Origin of the sequence: Flavonifractor sp. An91 (assembly GCF_002159225.1) — a bacterium.
Classification (GTDB): domain Bacteria; phylum Bacillota; class Clostridia; order Oscillospirales; family Oscillospiraceae; genus Flavonifractor; species Flavonifractor avicola.
On sequence record NZ_NFHA01000007.1, the window covers coordinates 23386 to 41975 of the forward strand.

17 protein-coding genes, 3 tRNA genes and 1 pseudogene are annotated in these 18590 nt (G+C 53.1%); 20 read left to right on the forward strand and 1 reads right to left on the reverse strand.

From position 1 onward, the window contains the following. Positions 1-85: 85 nt before the first annotated feature. From B5G42_RS05990 to B5G42_RS06005, 5 genes are all read left to right on the forward strand, one after another. Positions 86-826 carry an N-acetylmuramoyl-L-alanine amidase gene (locus B5G42_RS05990; protein ID WP_087267863.1) on the forward strand — a complete coding sequence of 247 codons (741 nt, stop codon included), beginning with the start codon at positions 86-88 and terminating at the stop codon, positions 824-826. Positions 827-1135: 309 nt separating this feature from the next. Continuing rightward, positions 1136-1288, forward strand: a complete 153-nt coding sequence (locus B5G42_RS18100; RefSeq protein WP_158094697.1) for a hypothetical protein — start codon at positions 1136-1138, stop codon at positions 1286-1288. A 108-nt stretch (positions 1289-1396) separates the two neighbouring features. After that, positions 1397-1473: transfer RNA gene (locus B5G42_RS05995), tRNA-Arg, on the forward strand. Between the two features lie 154 nt (positions 1474-1627). Then, a tRNA-Leu gene (locus B5G42_RS06000) sits at positions 1628-1714 on the forward strand. Positions 1715-1717: 3 nt separating this feature from the next. Beyond that, a tRNA-Met gene (locus B5G42_RS06005) sits at positions 1718-1794 on the forward strand. A 110-nt stretch (positions 1795-1904) separates the two neighbouring features. On the opposite strand, the gene B5G42_RS06010 is transcribed toward B5G42_RS06005, so the two are convergent. After that, positions 1905-2888: a tyrosine-type recombinase/integrase gene (locus B5G42_RS06010; RefSeq protein ID WP_087267866.1), complete on the reverse strand. Its 984-nt coding sequence runs from the start codon at positions 2886-2888 to the stop codon at positions 1905-1907. Between the two features lie 146 nt (positions 2889-3034). Here B5G42_RS06010 and B5G42_RS18465 point away from each other — a divergent pair. The 15 genes and pseudogenes from B5G42_RS18465 to B5G42_RS06095 form a co-directional block, all read left to right on the forward strand. Continuing rightward, a pseudogene (locus tag B5G42_RS18465) lies at positions 3035-3271 on the forward strand (nickel ABC transporter substrate-binding protein); the annotation flags it as partial. A gap of 1184 nt (positions 3272-4455) precedes the next feature. Beyond that, entirely contained in the window at positions 4456-4650 is a 195-nt protein-coding gene (locus B5G42_RS18645; RefSeq protein WP_072849340.1) for a helix-turn-helix domain-containing protein, read from the forward strand. A 115-nt stretch (positions 4651-4765) separates the two neighbouring features. Beyond that, entirely contained in the window at positions 4766-6070 is a 1305-nt protein-coding gene (locus tag B5G42_RS06030; protein ID WP_087267877.1) for a tyrosine-type recombinase/integrase, read from the forward strand. 166 nt (positions 6071-6236) lie between these two features. Then, entirely contained in the window at positions 6237-6497 is a 261-nt protein-coding gene (locus B5G42_RS06035) for an imidazolonepropionase (RefSeq protein ID WP_242961145.1), read from the forward strand. 1165 nt (positions 6498-7662) lie between these two features. Next, positions 7663-9066 (forward strand): SLC13 family permease, encoded by a 1404-nt coding sequence (locus B5G42_RS06045; protein WP_087267882.1) that lies wholly within the window; start codon positions 7663-7665, stop codon positions 9064-9066. 221 nt (positions 9067-9287) lie between these two features. Beyond that, positions 9288-10520, forward strand: coding sequence for a CaiB/BaiF CoA transferase family protein (locus tag B5G42_RS06050; protein ID WP_087267885.1), 1233 nt, complete (start codon positions 9288-9290; stop codon positions 10518-10520). A 46-nt stretch (positions 10521-10566) separates the two neighbouring features. Next, on the forward strand, positions 10567-11763 hold the full coding sequence (locus B5G42_RS06055) for an acyl-CoA dehydrogenase family protein (protein ID WP_087267890.1): 1197 nt from the start codon (positions 10567-10569) through the stop codon (positions 11761-11763). 45 nt (positions 11764-11808) lie between these two features. Next, positions 11809-12558 (forward strand): SDR family NAD(P)-dependent oxidoreductase, encoded by a 750-nt coding sequence (locus tag B5G42_RS06060; RefSeq protein ID WP_087267893.1) that lies wholly within the window; start codon positions 11809-11811, stop codon positions 12556-12558. 49 nt (positions 12559-12607) lie between these two features. After that, positions 12608-13561, forward strand: a complete 954-nt coding sequence (locus B5G42_RS06065) for a 3-hydroxyacyl-CoA dehydrogenase family protein (protein WP_087267896.1) — start codon at positions 12608-12610, stop codon at positions 13559-13561. A 213-nt stretch (positions 13562-13774) separates the two neighbouring features. Then, entirely contained in the window at positions 13775-13945 is a 171-nt protein-coding gene (locus B5G42_RS06070; RefSeq protein WP_087267899.1) for a DUF362 domain-containing protein, read from the forward strand. A 53-nt stretch (positions 13946-13998) separates the two neighbouring features. After that, positions 13999-15606 carry a class I adenylate-forming enzyme family protein gene (locus B5G42_RS06075; protein ID WP_162611054.1) on the forward strand — a complete coding sequence of 536 codons (1608 nt, stop codon included), beginning with the start codon at positions 13999-14001 and terminating at the stop codon, positions 15604-15606. 51 nt (positions 15607-15657) lie between these two features. Then, entirely contained in the window at positions 15658-16347 is a 690-nt protein-coding gene (locus B5G42_RS06080; protein WP_087267905.1) for a nitroreductase family protein, read from the forward strand. A gap of 12 nt (positions 16348-16359) precedes the next feature. Then, positions 16360-16806, forward strand: coding sequence for a hypothetical protein (locus B5G42_RS06085; RefSeq protein ID WP_087267908.1), 447 nt, complete (start codon positions 16360-16362; stop codon positions 16804-16806). Further along, on the forward strand, positions 16806-17738 hold the full coding sequence (locus B5G42_RS06090; RefSeq protein ID WP_087267912.1) for a CoA transferase subunit A: 933 nt from the start codon (positions 16806-16808) through the stop codon (positions 17736-17738). Before B5G42_RS06085 ends, B5G42_RS06090 begins: the two co-directional genes overlap by 1 nt. A gap of 19 nt (positions 17739-17757) precedes the next feature. Continuing rightward, entirely contained in the window at positions 17758-18519 is a 762-nt protein-coding gene (locus B5G42_RS06095) for a CoA-transferase subunit beta (protein ID WP_087267915.1), read from the forward strand. The last annotated feature ends 71 nt before the right edge of the window (positions 18520-18590 follow it).

Here is an 18590-nt window from a genome sequence, read left to right on the forward strand (position 1 = left end):
CCGGTGCGTTTTACGCACCGGGGACTGTTTCTGGTGCGCAGGCCTCCCTTCTCCCGCATAGCATGGGGAAAAGGAGGTTATTTTTATGCCCATTATCTACCTCTCCCCCTCCACCCAGGAGAACAACCTGTACGTCAACGGCGGCACGGAAGAGGAGTGGATGAATCGTCTGGCAGACGCTATGGAGCCCTACCTCACCGCTGCCGGCATCCGTTTTTCCCGCAACACCCCGGACATGACCGCCCTGTCCTCTATCCGGGCCTCCAACGCCGGGAACTACAATCTCCACCTGGCTCTCCACTCCAACGCCGCACCGGAAGAGCAATACGGTCAGGCCCGGGGTATCGTGGTTTTCTATTATCCCAGCTCCACAGAGGGCAAGCGGGCCGCCCAGCTCATTGCCAATGGCCTGAAAACCATCTACCCCCTGCCCAATAAGGTTCGGGCCGAGTCTACCACCTCCATCGGCGAGGTACGGCGGGTGCGTGCCCCCTCGGTGTTCCTGGAGCTGGGCTATCACGATAACCCGGACGACGCCGCCTGGGTGCAGAACAACCTGGACACCATTGCCCGCAATATCGTCCTCTCCCTGACGGAGTATTTTGGTCTGCCCTTCCTGGAGCCTCAGTCCCCCCGTCCCGCCGTTGTGGACGTCTCCTGGGGCTATCTGAATATCCGCGATAAACCCTCCACCACCGCCGCTGTGCTGGCCAGGGCCTATGACGGTACCCGCCTTACCATCCTCAACCAATGTGAGGACTGGTATGTGGTCCGACTGGACGGCATGGTGGGCTGGGCCAACAGCCAATTTATCACACTGCTGTAACATACTCATGCGTTCATAATTCGTTCACAATAAGTTCCGAAACGGTTCACCACTTCGGTGCGGAATCTGGTATCATAGAGATTGTCAGGATACCAGAGATAACAATGACATTACTCCTCCTCTCTTCTCTCTCTCTTTTCAACGCACTACCCACTGTCCCACCGCAGGGCGGCAATCGCTCCCTGCGGTGGGGACAGACCAAAATTTCCGCGTCTCTGTTTCAGAGGCGCGTTTTTTGATGCCCGCTGTATCCTTTTTTCTCCTGCCGGCTATACTAGCTATGCAGACTAACCGGCAGGAGGTGATAGAATGGCGTATATCGATCCGGCAATCCGGCCCCAGTTTGACTCCATGCCGCCCCACCTTCGGGAGCATATTCTCAACATGGGGGTGCGGCTGGAAACCATGGCAGATCTGATGGGCTGTCTGGAGCGCATTATCGCGGAAGAGGGGCATAAATAGGCCCTCTGAAATTTTTTGAAAAATTTTTAAAAAAGTCTTGCATTCTGTCTAAAGCTGTGCTAATATAATTAAGCTTTCAGCGAGAGAGAGAAACACCTCAGTTGATATGCGGCTGTAGCTCAGTTGGATAGAGTGTTTGGCTACGAACCAAAAGGTCGGGGGTTCGAATCCCTTCAGCCGTACCAAAAGAGACACGCAAAAGCGTGTCTCTTTTGTTTTTTTGCTTTTTATCCAGCAGTCAATTTTTTCTCTTTATTTTTTAAATCAGGGGTTGACATACCATCCCCTCTGTGGTATTCTATTTAGGCACTCAGAAAACGCGAGACTGGAGCCCTCCACGCCGGAGTGGCGGAATTGGCAGACGCCCGGGACTTAAAATCCCGTGGGAGTAATCCCGTGCCGGTTCGACCCCGGTCTCCGGCACCATATCGCGGGGTAGAGCAGTTTGGTAGCTCGTCGGGCTCATAACCCGGAGGTCGGAGGTTCAAATCCTCCCCCCGCAACCAGAAAAAACACCTGATTCCACGAGAATCAGGTGTTTTTTATTACTTTTCTGCCATTTTCAAAAATAAGGCGTGTCGAGAAATTCAACTTTAATTCAACTCGCCTCTCAAATTCAAGCCTTTTTCAAAAAGATGCTGGACAGAATGTCGGCATTGCGCTGGTCGGCCTCCTCCATTACATGGGCGTAAATATTGGCCGTGGTGCTGACCTGGGCATGACCCAGCCGTTTGGAAATGCTCACACTGTCCACCCCATTGAAGTACAGCATAGAGGCCATTGTATGCCGGAAAGCATGAGCGTTAATGTGTGGGAGTCCGTGGCGCTTGCTGAACTTCTTGAGATAGTCGGTCACGCTGTCCGGGTGCATGGGCTTGCCGTTGTCCTGAGAGAATACGAAGTCCTGATTCTGGTAGTACTCCCCCAGCCGCAGCCGTTCCTCCGCCTGCCATGCCCGATACCGCCGGAGTAGCTGCATTGTCTCAGCAGGCAGTGTGATGTAACGCCGGGATCGTTCCGTTTTGGGCGTGCTCTCATAGATGCCGATATCCGGAGAGTAAAGGATGCTGTTGCAAATATAGATTCGGTTCCCCTCAAAGTCCACCTTGTCCCATTTCAGCCCCAGCACTTCCCCACGCCGTACGCCGGTGATAAGCAGCAGGTGGACAAGCATTTTCCTCTTCATAGGTTCCAACTCCAGTGCGTCCCGGATCGCCGCCACCTGTTCCGGCTGGAAGTAGTTTACTTCCTTGTGTTCTGCTTTTGGCAGTGTGGCACGGCTAGCAACGTTGAACGGGACAAGGCCCTCCTTCACCGCCTGCTCCAGCACCGTGGAAATCAGCCGGTGATGCTCCAGGATCGTCTTTGCGGACAGCTTGCCGCCCCGCTTGTTCTGTCCATCCTGACCCAACAGGGTATAGAGATCGTTCAGGTGGTCGGCCCGCAGCTCCCGCAGCTTGATATGCCCTATCTGTGGGTAAATCCGACCTGTCAGCTCCTTGTATCTCACAACGGTGGAGTGCTTCACACCCCGTTGCTCTTTCAGACCAATTACATAATCGCAGTAGGCGGCAAACTTCTGGCGGCTGTCAGAAGTCATGCCCTCTTTGCACTCTTTTTCAAAGGTCGCGGCGAAAGCTTCGGCCTTTTTTCTTGCGCTTTTTTCCGTCCATGTGGGCGATACCTCAAAGGTGGCCGTCCAGGGCTTGAGCTGTTTCCCGTCCAGCCCCCGGCCACGATGGACGCGGATATGTAGATACCGATGGCGATGGCATTCGTGAGAAGGATGGAGTCAAACTGTCCGCCGCTTTCCTGTATCAAACCGGCACCGCCTCTGATGACAACATGGTTGTCTACATCTGCGACCAGGCCAGCAAGATCGGTATTGAACTGACCCCGCAATCCGCGCAAATGATGGACTGGTATGCCATGATCCAGAGCGGTGACTATGGCCTGACCATCTTCAAGACTCAGGGTGGCTATCCTGCGGTTCTCCGTAGGGTGCCGCTCTCCACCGTCCCCATTTCAATTCACCCGTCAACCCCTGAATTGAAATGGAGGACAAGTATGTTTGATAAAAAAAGCGAATACGCCCTGAACAAATACGATCAGGACAGCATTATATACATAAGCGTTAGCGGCCGCATCCGGCTCACCCGCGCGGACTTTTCCAGTGAGGAAGAATTTCTGAAATGGAAAGCCTGGTCAGATGCAGACTACCACCAGACAGAAAAGGAAGGCCGGAGCTTCAACGATAATCGTGTGGCTCTGGATGATTACTTGGATGTGGTCGGAGCGGTTCGGTCTGCCGAGGATGAATTTTTCTCCGAGCTTCTGAAGGCGGATGCCCAGGCAGAGGAAAAGGCTTTGCGGGAGAAACGACTGACCGCATTGAAAGCCGTTCTGAACGCAAAGCAGTATCGCCGGGTCTGGCTGTACCTTGCCGAAAAGAAGTCCATCACCGAGATTGCCCGGCTCGAAGGAGTGACGAAGGCCAGCATCTCCCTCTCCCTTGATGGGGCAATGAAAAAAATTTCAAAAAAGTTTGCGAAAGCTCTTAAAAATACCTAACAAACGGCCTTAAAAAATGTGATAGGTGAAGGACACATTTTCCTCACCCTTCACAGAACCATGACAACTGAATATACGGTATTGCAGGTACGAAACCCGCGTGATGAGCGACATAAGGTGCGCCGCCAGGACGATAGCTTCAAGGAGGTGATGGGACAAGCTATCTGAGCGATCAACGCATACCTTAGACCCGGACAGGCACTCCGGGCGCGATGACAGCGCGGGGGTTAAAGATACTTTCTCACGACCTCCCACAGACTTGAGGGGGAACCCTGCGGCACACGCTTTGAACGATGCTGCGGAGTTATGACAGCCCTGCCAGGGGCGGCCTGTAATATCCCCACCGCTGGGGATGCGTGGCAAATACAGCGGGCTTGAAGTTACTGAAAAGTCAAGGCAGCCGCGCCGAAGTGCGCCGTATGTTACAACGGCTCCAACCAGATCGGCCCGGCTGCTTTTTTTGTTCTCGAAGGAGGCGAACAATTATGACTTCAAATTCGCCTGTTTGTTATGCGAATATTCCGTCCGGGACTTCCGGGCGTACTCATACAGAAAGATACTCCACTGTTCAGCCTGCGGGCTTTGGTAAGATCGGCATGACGATTGAAGAAGCTGCCGACTATACCGGCATTGGACGCAACACCCTCCGCCGCCTTGTGGATTGGGGAAAAATCCCGGTCCTGCGGATTGGGCGTAAGTCCATAGTCCGTGTGGATGTGATTTGCTGCTTCATGCAGATCAACGAGGGCCGCGACCTACTGGACCGCAATCAGGTCCTTGCGGTGAAGTAAATATAGAAACCTTGAAATTTAGCAAGCGGTATGTTTGATAGATTGGCCACCCTTTGCTATAATCAGGGTGACACATCACTACGGTTCCGTTTGCCAGCATAGAAAGGAGTTTGCTATGGCAAAAGGATCTGTAAGAAAGAAAGGAAAGAAGTGGTACTATCGCTTTTATGTAGAGGATGCCAGCGGCAACCGTGTCCAGAAAGAATTTCCGGGAACGGAAAGCAAGAGTGAAACCGAGTCTCTGCTCCGCAAGGCGATGGAGGACTATGAAACCAAGATGTTTCTGGCGCAGGCCAAGAACATCACTTTGGGAGATATGCTGGATATGTGGGTGGAGGAAGAACTGAAACCCGGCTCGTTGAGTGATGGGACGGTGACGGCCTACATCAACACTGTTTCCCGTATCAAGAAGCACCCCATTGGTAAGCGCAAGCTCAAGACGGTAACTTCCGACCATCTGCAAAGCTATATGGATTTGTTGAGCTTCGGAGGAACAAGTCCCGATGGAAAAACCGTTGAGGCTTTGAGCAAAGGCTCGCTGGGCCAGTATTCGGCAGTGCTTCAAAACTCCTTCCGATTTGCGGTTTTCCCCAAAAGGCTGATTACCTTCAACCCGATGCAGTATGTGGTGAAACGGGTCAAAGACGATGAATATGAGCTGTTCACTGAGGATGGCGCAGGCGACCTTCCCGTTGAAACGCCGACAATCTCCCATGAGCAGTATTTGGCACTGAACGAGCTTCTGAAGAAAAAACACAATCCCGCGTTACTGCCTATCCAGATCGCCTATTTCGCCGGGCTTCGTATCGGTGAGGTGTGCGGGTTGACCTGGCAGGACATCGACCTGAAGGAACAGTGTCTCACCATTCGCCGGAGTATGCGGTATGACTCCGTAAGGAAGAAAACGCAGATCGGCCCCACAAAGCGCAAGAAAATCCGTACTGTGGATTTCTGCGACACCCTGGCGGCTATCCTGCGGGATGCCAAAAAGGAGCAAATGCTGAACAGCATCAAATATGGACCGCTGTACTCACAAAACTACTACCGCATCGTCAAGGAAAAAAACCGCACCTACTATGAGGTCTATTCCCTGCCCCGGACAGAGACACCACCAGAAGGTTACACCCAGGTTTCCTTCGTCTGCCTGCGGCCCGATGGAGCTTATGAAGCCCCTGCAACGGTCAGCAGTGTGTGCCGATACTCCCGAAAGAAAATCGGGGATATGGATGATTTTCACTTCCATCTGTTGAGGCATACATATACGACCAATCTTCTCTCTCACGGGGCCGCACCCAAGGATGTGCAGGAGCTGCTGGGACATTCTGATGTAAGTACCACAATGAACATTTACGCCCACGCCACCAGAGAGGCCAAGCGAACTTCCGCAAGGCTGCTGGATAAGGTTGTAGGGACGGCCTGAAAAAAGTTTCCCTCATTTCTTCTCGCAAGGGAAAAAATGAGGGAAAAGGGCCAAACCGAGGCGGTGAAAACGCTGGAAACGCCAGTGTTTTCAAGGGGTATAGAAATTTTAACTGAGAAATTTAAATTACACACATGTTCAAGCGGTGCTGCCAGAGATTAAAACTATGCTGGCAGAGGGGAAAACGCAGCGGGAAGTAGCAGAGTACTATGGATTTAAGGATAAATATGTAGTAAAACAACTGCTGATACGGGAGCGCAGGAAAGAACGAAAGCTGGAGGCAGGAATCGTACCACGCCCTAAGGGTAGGCCGAGGAAAAATGCTGTACCCAAAGACATTGTGGTAGAGCAGGTCTATGAGATCCAACGGCTTGGCATGGAGAATCAGTTGCTGCGGGATTTTCTGCGCTTCACAGGAAGGAAGTGAGGTCGACGGTAAAATATCATATCATCTATCGTCACAAAACAGAGTATCCCGTGGCAGTCATGTGCAAATTCTTTGGAGTATCCAGAAGCGGCTACTATGCTTTTGTCCATCGCCTTGGCAGTCCGGAGAAGGATGCAGCCCTTGCGGAACTGATTGCTCAGCAACGTGAACGTTGCTTTTGTACATACGGATACCGAAGGATGTGGAGGTGGCTGAAAAGTCAAAAGATTTACCGCGACCCCAAGACTGTACTGCGGATCATGCAGAAGTACGATTTGCTGTCTGAAATCCGCCGCCGCAGGAAATGGCAGCAGATGGGGCACGGACATCTCCTACATCCACACCAGGCAGGGCGTACTGTACCTATCCATGATCCGAGACCTCTATGACAACAGCATCGTGGACCTTTGCTGAAGCAAACGAAATGATTGACCGTTATATTTACTTCTACAATCATGAGCGTATCCAGTTAAAGACTGGGGAGACGCCGCTCCGCCTAAAGTTTAATATTTCCTGCCAGGGGCTCTTTTTTGTACTGTCCACACAACTTGGGGCAGTTCAAGTGTGAGATCAAGAAAACTTAATAGCGAGCGACAGTCACATTATTATTCCATTTAATTCCTTTTGATACTCTTTCTCCCTGCCTAATTTGTGCTGTTTTAACAAATTTTTTTGGAATAAATACCTTTTTTATGACGCATTATAATCCGATGTCCAGATGTTGACACCGGGAGAATAGGTGTCGCTTTACATCGTGTATAAAGCAGCTATAATAAAAACAAAGGAACGCCCTCGCCGGCCTGAGGTGACCATTACATCAAAGCTATTGGCAGCTCTTTGTGATGCCGCTTTTTTGTGGTGTCTTCTGTATGGGCTGCCCGCAATGCATTGCTAAAAAGGCGAAAATTGTATCACTAAAGCCTGCACCTTGACAAATAAGCAGTGAATATGCCTTATAAAATACCTCAGCACTTGGCAGTTGTGAAAAGCGGGCTGGGATTCTGAGGCTTTATGGGCAAATATGTTCCCCGTATACAGCTGATCGTATCAGAGACACGGGGAGCGTTTCAGGCTTTTTTGATATTGATTCAGCCATAAACAGGTCGGTTTCCAGCATAATGACCTCAACATCATAAGAGATGAGAATAAGGAGGGCGCAATTTTTATGTCTAAAAACGGATATTTCAAACAATATCTCGGGCTTGGTTTAGGCATTGTTATTATGGCTGCGGTTATAATGATGCCCGCCCCAGAAGGACTGTCCCTAGAAGCATGGCGTACCTTGGGCATTATGCTCTTTGCAATCTGTATCTGGGTGTTTGACAGCTTCCCTATTGGCATCGGTTCCGTTCTCGCTATGGCGATGATCTACTGGCTCAACATTATGCCTTTTGAAACCACGCTGTCCCAATTCATGAAAACAGCAACGTGGTTTGTGGTGGCATCCTTTGCGATTTCCTGCGGCCTTTCCTGTACCCCGTTGGCCAAGCGCCTGCTGCGTGCTCTGATTCGAATTGCAGGAACCAAAACAAATATGGTAATCTTGGCTTTGATGATCACAACAGCGCTTATCTCCACGATAATGTCAAATATCCCCACTACCGCCATGATGATGTCGGTTTCCTTTGTCATTCTGGAGGGTATGGGTGCCACTCCCGGCAAAAGCCGCATGGGTCGGGTGCTGATGATCGGTATCCCCATTGCGGCCATGTGCGGCGGCATCGTAACCCCCGCCGGCAGCTCTGTCAATGTGATCGGGATAGAGCTGCTGAAATCTGCGGGCTACAACATGACATTTTTCCAGTGGATGATTTATGGCCTGCCCCTCTGCATCATTCTGCTGCCGCTGGGATGGATCACTCTGATCAAAATCTTCAAGCCCGAAGAAATTCCTCCCGAGGTCATTGAGAAAATCAAAAATCCCCCCGATGTTCCGGATAAGTGGGATGTCCGCGAGAAAAAAGCCGCTTTCATTATCGTTGCGACGCTTATCCTCTGGGTGGCCGGAAGCTGGATCCCGGTCCTGGATATGACCGTAGTGGCCACTATGGCGATGGTCGTGTTCTTCCTCCCCGGCGTCAATGTGTTTACCTTCAAAGAATTTGCCGCCAGCATCAGCTGGGATGCCATACTTACCGTCGGCAGCGTTATGGCGCTGGCCAATGCCGTGGTATCCACCGGTCTGAGCCAGTGGATGGTGGACCGGATCTTTGCCGATGTTGCCGGTTGGAACCCGCTGCTTTTCCTGATTTTCCTGGCTTTCTTCCTGAATTTTGTTCACCTGATCCTTCCTACCGCCCCCTCCCTGTGCAGCATTCTGCTGCCGCCCATGATCGCTGTGGCAGCCGTTGCCGGTTTCAGCCCACTGACCATGTGCTTCATGGTTTCCTGTATGGCCGGCTGTGTCATGCTGCTGCCGGTCGATACTCTGACCGTTATGACCTACGCGACGGGATATTACAGCATCCCCCAGCTGTTTAAGGCAGGCCTGGTCAACAGTTGTATATGGTCGCTCCTGATGGCCCTTTGGCCGTACCTGGTGAGTGTGGTATTCAAGTGGGTTGTCTGATTCGCTGAGCCTGACAGGAACAGTGGGCTGGAGCAGCACCTCAGCACCCTGCTGCAGTTCCTGTGGCAGAAATGCTTCAAGCAGATACAGGATGTGACGGAGCGTACAGAGATAGGACCTTTATTGATGTTGGGGTCATTTGCTCTTTATCAAACCTTCTGTGATGTATGCAAAAAGTCCAAACGATTTTTGAAAAATACTGAGAGCCATGAGGTGATAGGATGCTTCCCTTTGAAGGAATCAAAGTGCTCGAATTTGCTCAGTTCGTCGCGGCGCCTATCTGCGGTCGCGCGCTGGCTGAGTGGGGCGCAGAGGTGATTAAGGTCGAGAGCCTGGAGGGCGACCACAATCGTGAGCAGGGCCTGATTAATGGTATGCCGATCGAGGAAGATGACTGCCCGACGATGGACTCCACTTCCTTTAACAAACGTTTTGTCAGTGTAAACGCCCGCTCCAAGGAAGGTGTTGCAGTTATACACCATCTCTTGGAAACCGCAGATGTCTTTTTGACAAATTACCGCGAGCAGGTGCTGGAGAGCCTGGGCCTGGATTGGCCCACCCTGCATGCCAAGTATCCCGGACTGATTTGGGCCCGGGTGACCGGCTTTGGCGATACCGGTCCTGACAAGGATGCCCCTGGCTATGACACAGTCAGTTTCTTTGCCCGCGGCGGTATTTCCGGCACCTGGTATCCAAAGGGCAGTGAACCTCTGATCCCCATGGCTGCGTTTGGGGATAATATCTGCGGTATCATGCTGGCGGGCGCTGTTTCAGCCGCCCTGTACCGCAAGCTCCGTACTGGGGAGGGCGACAAGGTTGGCATCAGTCTGTTCCACGCCGGCGTGTTTGGTAACAGTTGGGCCACCATGGCCTCTGAGTACCACAGAGATGACCCCGTGCCCCCTTATCCCCAATCCCGTGCGCAGGCCACCAACCCCGGCAATATTGCCTATCCCACTGCGGACCGTTGGATTCAGTTTGGTTGTCCAGTGTGGATTAACTATTATGATAAGGTTATGAAATGCATTGGCCGAGATGATCTGGTGGGTAATCCGGAGCTGAATGACCTGGAGACCATTCAGAAGAACGGTAAGATCGTAGAGCTGGAAGAGATCATCGGCAACGAGATGAAGAAGCGTCCGGCGGCTGAATGGCTCCGGCGTTTTGAAGCAGACGGGATCCCGGTTCAGCTGTGTGCCATGTTTGAGGATATCGTGGATGACGAACAAGCGTGGGCGGCTAACGTACTCTTCAGGGCTACCACTGCCAGTGGCAACGAGCACATTTACGTCAATATTCCCCCGCGGCTGGGCTGTGTAGGCGACGGCGCCGAACGCCGGAAGCTGTCCAAGCCTGTTGGCACCGATACCCGCGAGGTGCTGAAAGAGTACGGCTATACCGATGAGCAGATCGACGAGATGGCCGCCAGCAAGGCAATCCGTGTACGCAATTAACTGGACAGGACCGTATTTTTAATTTCAGAAAAGAGGGAGATTTGAAATGAGCAAGCCGCTTAACAACGTCAGAATCAGTGAGGAAGAACTGTATGCACTGCGTATGAAGATCCGCCAGTCCGTGGAGGGCGAGATGGAAGCTCTGTCTCCTGAGATGGAAAAGAGCAACGTATATCCCAAAGAGCTGTGGGATATTGGCAAGAAACTGGATCTGTTCCGCATGACCATTCCCGTACAGTACGGCGGCATGGGCCTGTGCTATGAGCAGTGGTTCACCATTATGGAGGAGATCGGCCGCGGCAACTCCGCCATCCGTATGTTCTTCCACCAGACCAACGGCCTTGGCTGGGAAGTCCTGGGTCTGTATGGCCCCGAGCATCTGAAGAATAAATATCTGCCTCTGCTGGCTAAAGGCGACTATTTTGGCTCTTTTGCCCTGACTGAGCCCGACTGCGGCTCCGGCGCCGATATCCAGACCACCGCGGTCAAAGACGGTGACAACTGGGTTCTGAACGGCACCAAGACCCTGATCTCCTTCACCGATATTGCTGACTGCTTCTTCACCATCGCCGTTACGGATGACAAGAACCGCAAGAACGGCCTGACGGCCTTCTTTGTCCCCGCTGACACACCGGGCCTGGTCATTGACCCCATGCCCCATATGATGGGCTGCCGCGGTACCGGCCACGCGCATTTGCGCATGAAGAACATGATCGTACCCGACAGCTACCGTATCGGCCCCGTGGGCGAGGGCCTGAACCAGTTCCTCCACGCGCTGGCGATCTCCCGCGCCTCCATTGGCGTATGCCTGCTGGGCATGTGCCAGCGCTTCCTGGAGATGGCCATTGCCCGTGCCAATGACCGGGTCACATTTGGCAAGAAAATCATCCAGCGCCAGGCCATCCAGCAGACCATTGCCGACATGGCCACACGTGTCTACACCCTGCGCCTGCTGGCCCACGAGTGTGCCAAGCAGATTGATAATGGGGAGGACATTGAAATGATCTCCTCCATGCTCAAGCTGGAGGCTATCGACTCCGTCCGTATCGTTTCCGACAGCTGTTTGGAGATTTTTGGCGGCATCGGTTACTTCGAGGACAATCCATACGGTCCCGTGGAGCGTATGTACCGGGATGCCCGGGCCATGTGGTTCGAGGAAGGCCCCCGTACTGTGCAGCGCCTGACCCTGGTGCGCGACGTCATCGCGAAGAAGGGCGAGATGCGCAAGAACAACTATCAGTAAGCAGGCAAGCTGATACGATATATTGAAAAGACGGGAGGGACAGCTATGTTGCGTCTGGAAGGCAAGTCTGCTATCATCACCGGCGGCAATGGCGGCTTTGGATGTGAGACTGCGATTCTGTATGCGAAAGAGGGCGCGGATGTTCTGATCTGTGGCCGCAACGAGACAACCTTGGAAGAGGCGCGGGCGAAGATTGCCGCATATGGCCGCAAGGCCGTTGCCGTGCGCTGCGATGTCGCCAAGGAAGAAGAGGTATTACACCTGTTTGAGGTTGCGGACAAGGAACTGGGGAAGGTTGACATTTTGGTCAACAACGCCGGGCTGTCCCGCACCTGTAATATTGAAGATCACCCCACTGATGTCTGGCATGAGCTGATGGCCGCAAATCTGGACAGTGCATTTTACTGCTGCCGCGCCGCCGCTGCGCGGATGCTGAAGCAGAGGACCGGCGGCGCGATTGTCAATATCGGTTCCATTGCAGGTATGACCGGCCGGGCGGTCAGCGTCGCCTATGCCGCTTCCAAGGCTGGCATCGTAGGTCTGACGCGGTGCCTGGCAGAGCAGCTGGCACCCTCCGGTATCCGCGTCAACGCAGTCTGCCCCGGGCCAATTCCCACCGCGGTGTTCAGGGACTTTTCCAAGGAGGTCCAGGAAAAACTGATGAGCACCATCAAGCTGAACCGATGGGGCAGCACGACGGATATTGCAAATCTGATCCTGTTCCTCTCAACGGAGGAGGGATCCTGGATCACAGGAGAGGCCATCAACATCAACGGTGGTGCCTTTATGGGCTAACCCATAACGTTCTCATCAGGCAAATAAACATATTACAGGAGGAAAGAACATGAAGGCAAACGTCAAGGACTGGAACATAGCAGTAATTGGTGCCGGCACCATGGGCCGTAGTATTGCAATGTTCTTTGCAATGAATGGCCATTCTGTCAACCTTTATACCCGCTCTCAAAAAACAATGAATATCGCCCTGGACCAGATCAAGAATGACTATGTGACTTTGGTGTCAAATGGCATGTACGATGAGAAGGCCGTTCCCGCCGCCATCGCAAATCTGCACCCTGTCTTTACGCTGGAAGAGGCGGTGGAGGGGGCCGATCTCGTGATTGAGGCAGTGGCGGAGGACCCTGCTATTAAGAAGGAGATCTTTTCAAAAATTGACAAGCTGGTTGGTCCGGACGTTGTTCTGTCCACAAATACTTCTACGCTCAATATTTATGATATCGTTGAGGTCAGCCACCCTGAGCGTGTCCTGATTACCCACTTCTTTGTCCCAGCTTATATCATGCCCCTGATGGAGATGCCCAGAGGACCCCAGACCTCCGATGAGATTGCCAACAAGGTGGAAGAGCTGGTCCGCTCCCACGGAAAGCGCGTTGCCAAGCTGAATGTCCCCTGTCCCGGCTTTATCCTGAACCGTATGACCTTCGCTCTGGTACGTGAGGCCTGCTACATGGTCGAGCAGGGCTGGACTACGCCCGAAGATATTGACGAAGCCATTGTAGCCACCTTCGGTGTCCGCTACACGTTTGAAGGCCCCTTCAAACTGGGTGATTTCTGCGGATTGGATATTTTTGCCCATCTGGAAGATCTGCTGGCCCCCACCTTTTCCAACCAGACAGAGGCGCCTCAGCTGCTCCGGGATATGATCGCCGCTGGCAATACCGGCTTGAAGGGTCCCACTGGCAACGGCTTCTATCAGTATGATGACCCCGTTGCGGCCCGCAAAGAGCGCGACAGCAAGATTATGAAGTCTATCAAGTTTGTGAACGAGCAGTTAAATTAACACTTTGCGTAAGCCTGTAGTTGGCTCACATGTAGTGCATAGGAATTCAATTTATTCCCCCAAGCGGAATCGGGCGCCAGGTCGTTTGTCCAGGACATCGGCTTGGTCGCCCGACAGCCGCGTTTCCCGACTGTCCAGTCTCGGCCCAGCGCAAAAAAGGAACTGTGTCCATATGGATTGTGGTTTCGTTCAGCAGAAAGGAGTCAGTTTACTATGCCCAGAGTAATCAATGATAACTGCATTGGCTGTGGTGCCTGTGCATCTACCTGCCCTGCGGATGCAATTTTCGAGGGGGAGGATCACTATCAGGTTGACCAGGAAGCCTGTATCGACTGCGGCGTCTGCGAGATTGGATGTGCTGCAAATGCGATCACGGAGGTATAATTCCAGGCAAATATGTACAATGCGAGGCAGAAGAAATGGAAGGCAGAGAGCTTATGGGACTCATCGCGTGTACCATTCCTGAGCTGTTTGACGGGGCAGTGCGGCGCTTTGCGCAAAAACCGGCTGTTATCTATAAAGAGGACACTTACACTTGGCGCGACCTGGATGTTTTGTCTAATATGATGGCAAAGCGTTTTGCGGACAAGGGTATTGCCCGGGGCGAACGTGTAGGGCTGTGGAGTGAGAACAGCGCCACCTGGATTGTGACCTTTGTGGCGCTTCAAAAGCTGGGGGCAGTGCCTGTATTGCTCAATTCCAATTATAAAGAGCGGGAGCTGGTCCAGGTTATGCGCATCAGCGACCTCTGCTGGCTCTGCTATGGCAATACCCCCGGGCTGAAAATGGATGAGCGTCTGCCCCAAAGAGCTGCCAGCCAGGTGGGGGCGGGCATGCAGGGACTTGTGGATATCCGGGAAGAGACACTGGAGCTTCGGAGCATGCTGGGGCAGGGAGAAGGCAAGCGTGAACGGATCTTGGGTGAGCAGAACTGTCATGATTTGGCCTGTATGCTCTTCTCCTCCGGCACGACGATAAGGCCAAAGTGTGTCCAACACACCCACTATTCCCTGGTCAATAATGCCATTGCCACTGCGGAGCGGGCAAATATGACTTCCGATGATCGAATTTGTATGTCCCAGCCGTTATTTCATGTCTTTGCGTTGTGCGCAAGTCTGTTGACATCCTTTTACTGCGGACTGACCCTCTGTTTGCTCTCCCGCTTCAGCAGCGAAAACATCCTGTACTGGATAGAGCGCCATCGCTGTACCATCCTGAACGGGGTGCCCACCAACTTCCTGTGTATGATGTCCTCTGAGGCGTTTCATCACTTTAAAACAGACAGTCTCCGGCTGTTAACGATTGGCGGAGATACCATTTCGGAATCCCAATATGAGTGCATCCGGGAGGCGTTTCCCGCGGCCCACATCTTGCGTAATTACGGCCTGACAGAAGGCTGCAACCTTTGTAACAGCGAGTATTCCGACAGCCCCAGGACCGTTTCCCGCTGTGTGGGAAGGCCCTATCCCAACATTGAAGTGAAGATTTGGGAAGCAGGGGAGCAGAGGTTTCTGCCTGCGGGCAAGCAGGGGGAGATCGTCGCCCGGGGATACAATCTTATGCAGGGGTATTTTTCCCGGCTTGGCGAGCAGCCTGTTTCGGCGATTGACAGTGACGGCTGGCTGCACACCGGGGATTTGGGCGTCATGGATGAGGAGGGACGTGTCTCCGTTGTGGGGCGTATCAAGGACATCATCATCCGCGGCGGCGAAAACATCACGCCTGTTGAGATCGGCAGGGAGATTATGCGTTATGAGCCTGTGCTAAGTGCACGAGTCGTAGGTGTACCCCATCCCATTTTGGGTGAAGAAGTAATTGCCTGCCTGATGCTGGACGAGCCAGAATCCTATTGTGAGGAAGAACTGCGCTCTATGCTGAAGGTCAGACTGGCCAAGTACAAGATTCCGGTCTTTTTCCTGGTGTATGAAGCCTTCCCGCTCATGCCAAACGGGAAAGTGGATATGCGGGCGCTTCGGGAGGATGCCTGGGCAAAGGCCAGAGAGCAGCATAAAGAGGACGAGCGTTACCATGTTTTGCGTAAGTGACTCATCCAACACACAAAAACACCAAGTATTTGTAAAAAGGAGGAAGCTATTATGAGCGATTCTGTTGTTTCCAGGGAATCTGCGATGGAATTGATCCATCTGCGCCGCAGCATCCGCAATTATACTGACACGCCGGTCTCTGAAGAGGATTTGCGTACCATCCTGGAAGCAGGTCAGCAAGCCCCCTCCGGAGAGAACCATCAGCCCTGGAGATTCACTGTTGTCCGCGACAAGGAGAACAAGGATTTCCTGTCCCGCTTGGGCAAAGGCGCCAGCGGCCGTCGCTTTACTGCCGACCTGCTGTCAAGGCACATCATGGAGCGGTTTGCGAAGCTGAAGGATCCTGAAAAGCGTGCAAAGGCGTTTAAGAAGCTGACCAGCGGCGATGTTTCGGCCTTCGTCAATCAGGCCGACGTAATTATCATCATCTCTGGCTGGCTGGATGTGTGGGATGCCCCCTATGATGTCTCTGCCGCCATCGAAAACATGAGTTTGGCCGCTGCCAGTCTGGGACTGGGTTCCTGCTGGGTGGGCGCCGGAACGCTGGACGTGCGCGACGAGAGGATCCTGAACGAGCATTTTGGCATTCCTTCCAATTACAAGAGCTTTTCTATCCTTGCCATCGGTGAGCCCACTCGGTATCCCCATGCCCGTCCCCGCCACGACCTGTCCGAGATTGTGTTCAGGGAGAAGTTTGGCGTCCCCTATTACGATGCCCCGGTAACCAAAGAAGCTGAATAAGGAGGCATAACCATGGCTTTTATTGATGAACTGAAGGACGAAGTCCTGTACGATACCTGGAGAGAGTTTTATCATGAGCGAGGCATGGCGGTCAGGTTCCGTCTGCCTCTGGTGGGCACTGAGTTCTTTGCCAGGCATCTGAAAGACCCTTCCGACACTGAGGAAATCATCGCCCTCTTCAAGACAGAGAAACTGGCCGAGGATGTGAAGACCACCGAGGACGAGTTCCAGATCAACGAGGAAGTGCACAAGTGCATATTCAAGCCCATCTGCGATAAGATCAAGCAGGAGACTGAGCCTGTGTGTTGCCCTCTGGTAAATGTTCTGATGAAGGCCATTGATTTGAAAACCGGCTTTACTCCCGAGGCGCTCCCTATCGCCATGGAAGGTGACGTCTGTAAGATCGGCCTGGGCAAGATGGGCAATGACGACGTTGTGGAAGCGAAAGGAGTTTTTTGATGAGCAAGCTCCGCGAATTGAGTGATATCGTTCGTGAGATTCCGGATGGTGCTTCCATCGGCCTGGGCGGGTTTATCATCACCCGCTGCCCCATGGCCTTTGCGGCTGAGTTGATCCGCCAGGGAAAGAAGGATCTCACCTGCTACTCTATCATGGGCACTATGGAAGCGGATATGCTGGTAGGTGCGGGCTGCGTCAGGGAGTACAGCTATGCAGGTGGGTCCCTGGACCGTTTCGGCAGGCTGGACCGCGTTAATGAAAGCATCAAAAACGGCAATAAGCCAACTGTCATAAAGGAATACTCCGCTCTGAGCCTGGCGCAGATGTTCCAGGCTGGCGCGGCCGGGCTCCCCTTTGTAGCCACCAAGGCTCTGCTGGGCACCGATATGTTAAAGATCCTGCTGGAAAATCAGGATGACTCCGTACGCATGGGTAAAGACCCCTGGACCGGCGAGGACTGGCTTTTCCTGAAGGCCTGCCGTCCTGATTACTGTGTGATCCATGCCAACGCGGTGGATGAGACCGGCAATGTCATCATCCACGGCGCCGTCTGGGATCTGGATCTGGCCAAGGCCGGCAAGAAGCTCATCGTCACCGCCGAACGCCTTGTTTCCAATGAGTACGTCAAGGCCCACCCGGAGGAGGTGCGTATCCCCAGCGCATACACCTATGCTGCGGCCATTCTTCCCGCGGGCTGCTACCCCACAGCCATCTTTGGGGAGCTGGACTTCGATGCCAAGGCCATGTGGCATTACGCCGCTGCCAATCAGAGGCAGGATACCTTTGACGCTATGATGAAGGAGTATGTCTATGGTACCAAGGACCATTACGAGTTCATTGAAAAGGTTGGCGGCTTGAAGCGGCTGGCGGAGCTGCAGGTGGATTCCACCAAGAGCTATCGTATCCAGGACCTGGCCAAACCTGGCAAGTAAGACGGGAGGAGGCTGAACTATGGAATATACAACCAATGAAATGATGTGTATTGCTGCGGCTACACGGCTGAAAGACGGGATGAATGTGGCCGTGGGCGTTGGCCTTCCTCAGATGGCATGCTTTTTGGCAAAGTACACCCATGCACCCGGCCTGAATATGTTCTATGAGCTGGGCGTTTACAACCCCTATCCGAAGGACACCGGCGTTGGCCTGGCTGACCCGCGCATCTGGTATCAGTGCGACTATTATGCCGGATTCATGGAGGCCCTGGGCGAACTGCTGGCCAACGGTCATGTGGATGTTGGCTTTCTGGGAGCGCTGCAGTGCGATCGGTTCGGCAATCTGAACTCCAGCCTGATCCGCAATCCGGACGGCAGTATTCGCCATTTTACCGGTTCCGGCGGCGCGGCGGATATTGCGAACCTGTCCAAAAATGTGTTTATTATCCAGAAGCACGAGGCCCGCAAGGTTTGCGCTGCTGTGGATTTTGTCACCAGCGTTGGCGCCTATCGGGGCGGTAATTCCCGGGTGGAAGCGGGTATTCCAGCCACGCAGGGTGTGACTGTTTTTACCAACCTGTGCATTATGAAGACCGGGGCGGAATCCGGTCAGCTGGAGCTCCAGTCCCTGCATCCCGGCGTCACCATCGAGCAGCTCAAGGAGAATACGGGCTTTGACCTGATCATCCCCAGTGAATACGAAATCACGCCGGAACCGGACCCGGAATACCTGCGCGTCCTGCGAACGGTGGTAGACCCCAACAAGATTTATATCCGATAATAATCAATCCCATACAAACTGTCCCAGGTTTTGTGTAACGCTTCTTCTAAATGGCCCGGCCACTTATCAAA

Coding starts and splice junctions, on each gene's coding strand:
- B5G42_RS05990 (WP_087267863.1), top strand. CDS start 86: ATGCCCATTATCTACCTCTCCCCCTCCACCCAGGAGAACAACCTGTAC.
- B5G42_RS18100 (WP_158094697.1), top strand. CDS start 1,136: ATGGCGTATATCGATCCGGCAATCCGGCCCCAGTTTGACTCCATGCCG.
- B5G42_RS06010 (WP_087267866.1), bottom strand. CDS start 2,888: ATGACTTCTGACAGCCGCCAGAAGTTTGCCGCCTACTGCGATTATGTA.
- B5G42_RS18645 (WP_072849340.1), top strand. CDS start 4,456: ATGACGATTGAAGAAGCTGCCGACTATACCGGCATTGGACGCAACACC.
- B5G42_RS06030 (WP_087267877.1), top strand. CDS start 4,766: ATGGCAAAAGGATCTGTAAGAAAGAAAGGAAAGAAGTGGTACTATCGC.
- B5G42_RS06035 (WP_242961145.1), top strand. CDS start 6,237: ATGCTGGCAGAGGGGAAAACGCAGCGGGAAGTAGCAGAGTACTATGGA.
- B5G42_RS06045 (WP_087267882.1), top strand. CDS start 7,663: ATGTCTAAAAACGGATATTTCAAACAATATCTCGGGCTTGGTTTAGGC.
- B5G42_RS06050 (WP_087267885.1), top strand. CDS start 9,288: ATGCTTCCCTTTGAAGGAATCAAAGTGCTCGAATTTGCTCAGTTCGTC.
- B5G42_RS06055 (WP_087267890.1), top strand. CDS start 10,567: ATGAGCAAGCCGCTTAACAACGTCAGAATCAGTGAGGAAGAACTGTAT.
- B5G42_RS06060 (WP_087267893.1), top strand. CDS start 11,809: ATGTTGCGTCTGGAAGGCAAGTCTGCTATCATCACCGGCGGCAATGGC.
- B5G42_RS06065 (WP_087267896.1), top strand. CDS start 12,608: ATGAAGGCAAACGTCAAGGACTGGAACATAGCAGTAATTGGTGCCGGC.
- B5G42_RS06070 (WP_087267899.1), top strand. CDS start 13,775: ATGCCCAGAGTAATCAATGATAACTGCATTGGCTGTGGTGCCTGTGCA.
- B5G42_RS06075 (WP_162611054.1), top strand. CDS start 13,999: ATGGGACTCATCGCGTGTACCATTCCTGAGCTGTTTGACGGGGCAGTG.
- B5G42_RS06080 (WP_087267905.1), top strand. CDS start 15,658: ATGAGCGATTCTGTTGTTTCCAGGGAATCTGCGATGGAATTGATCCAT.
- B5G42_RS06085 (WP_087267908.1), top strand. CDS start 16,360: ATGGCTTTTATTGATGAACTGAAGGACGAAGTCCTGTACGATACCTGG.
- B5G42_RS06090 (WP_087267912.1), top strand. CDS start 16,806: ATGAGCAAGCTCCGCGAATTGAGTGATATCGTTCGTGAGATTCCGGAT.
- B5G42_RS06095 (WP_087267915.1), top strand. CDS start 17,758: ATGGAATATACAACCAATGAAATGATGTGTATTGCTGCGGCTACACGG.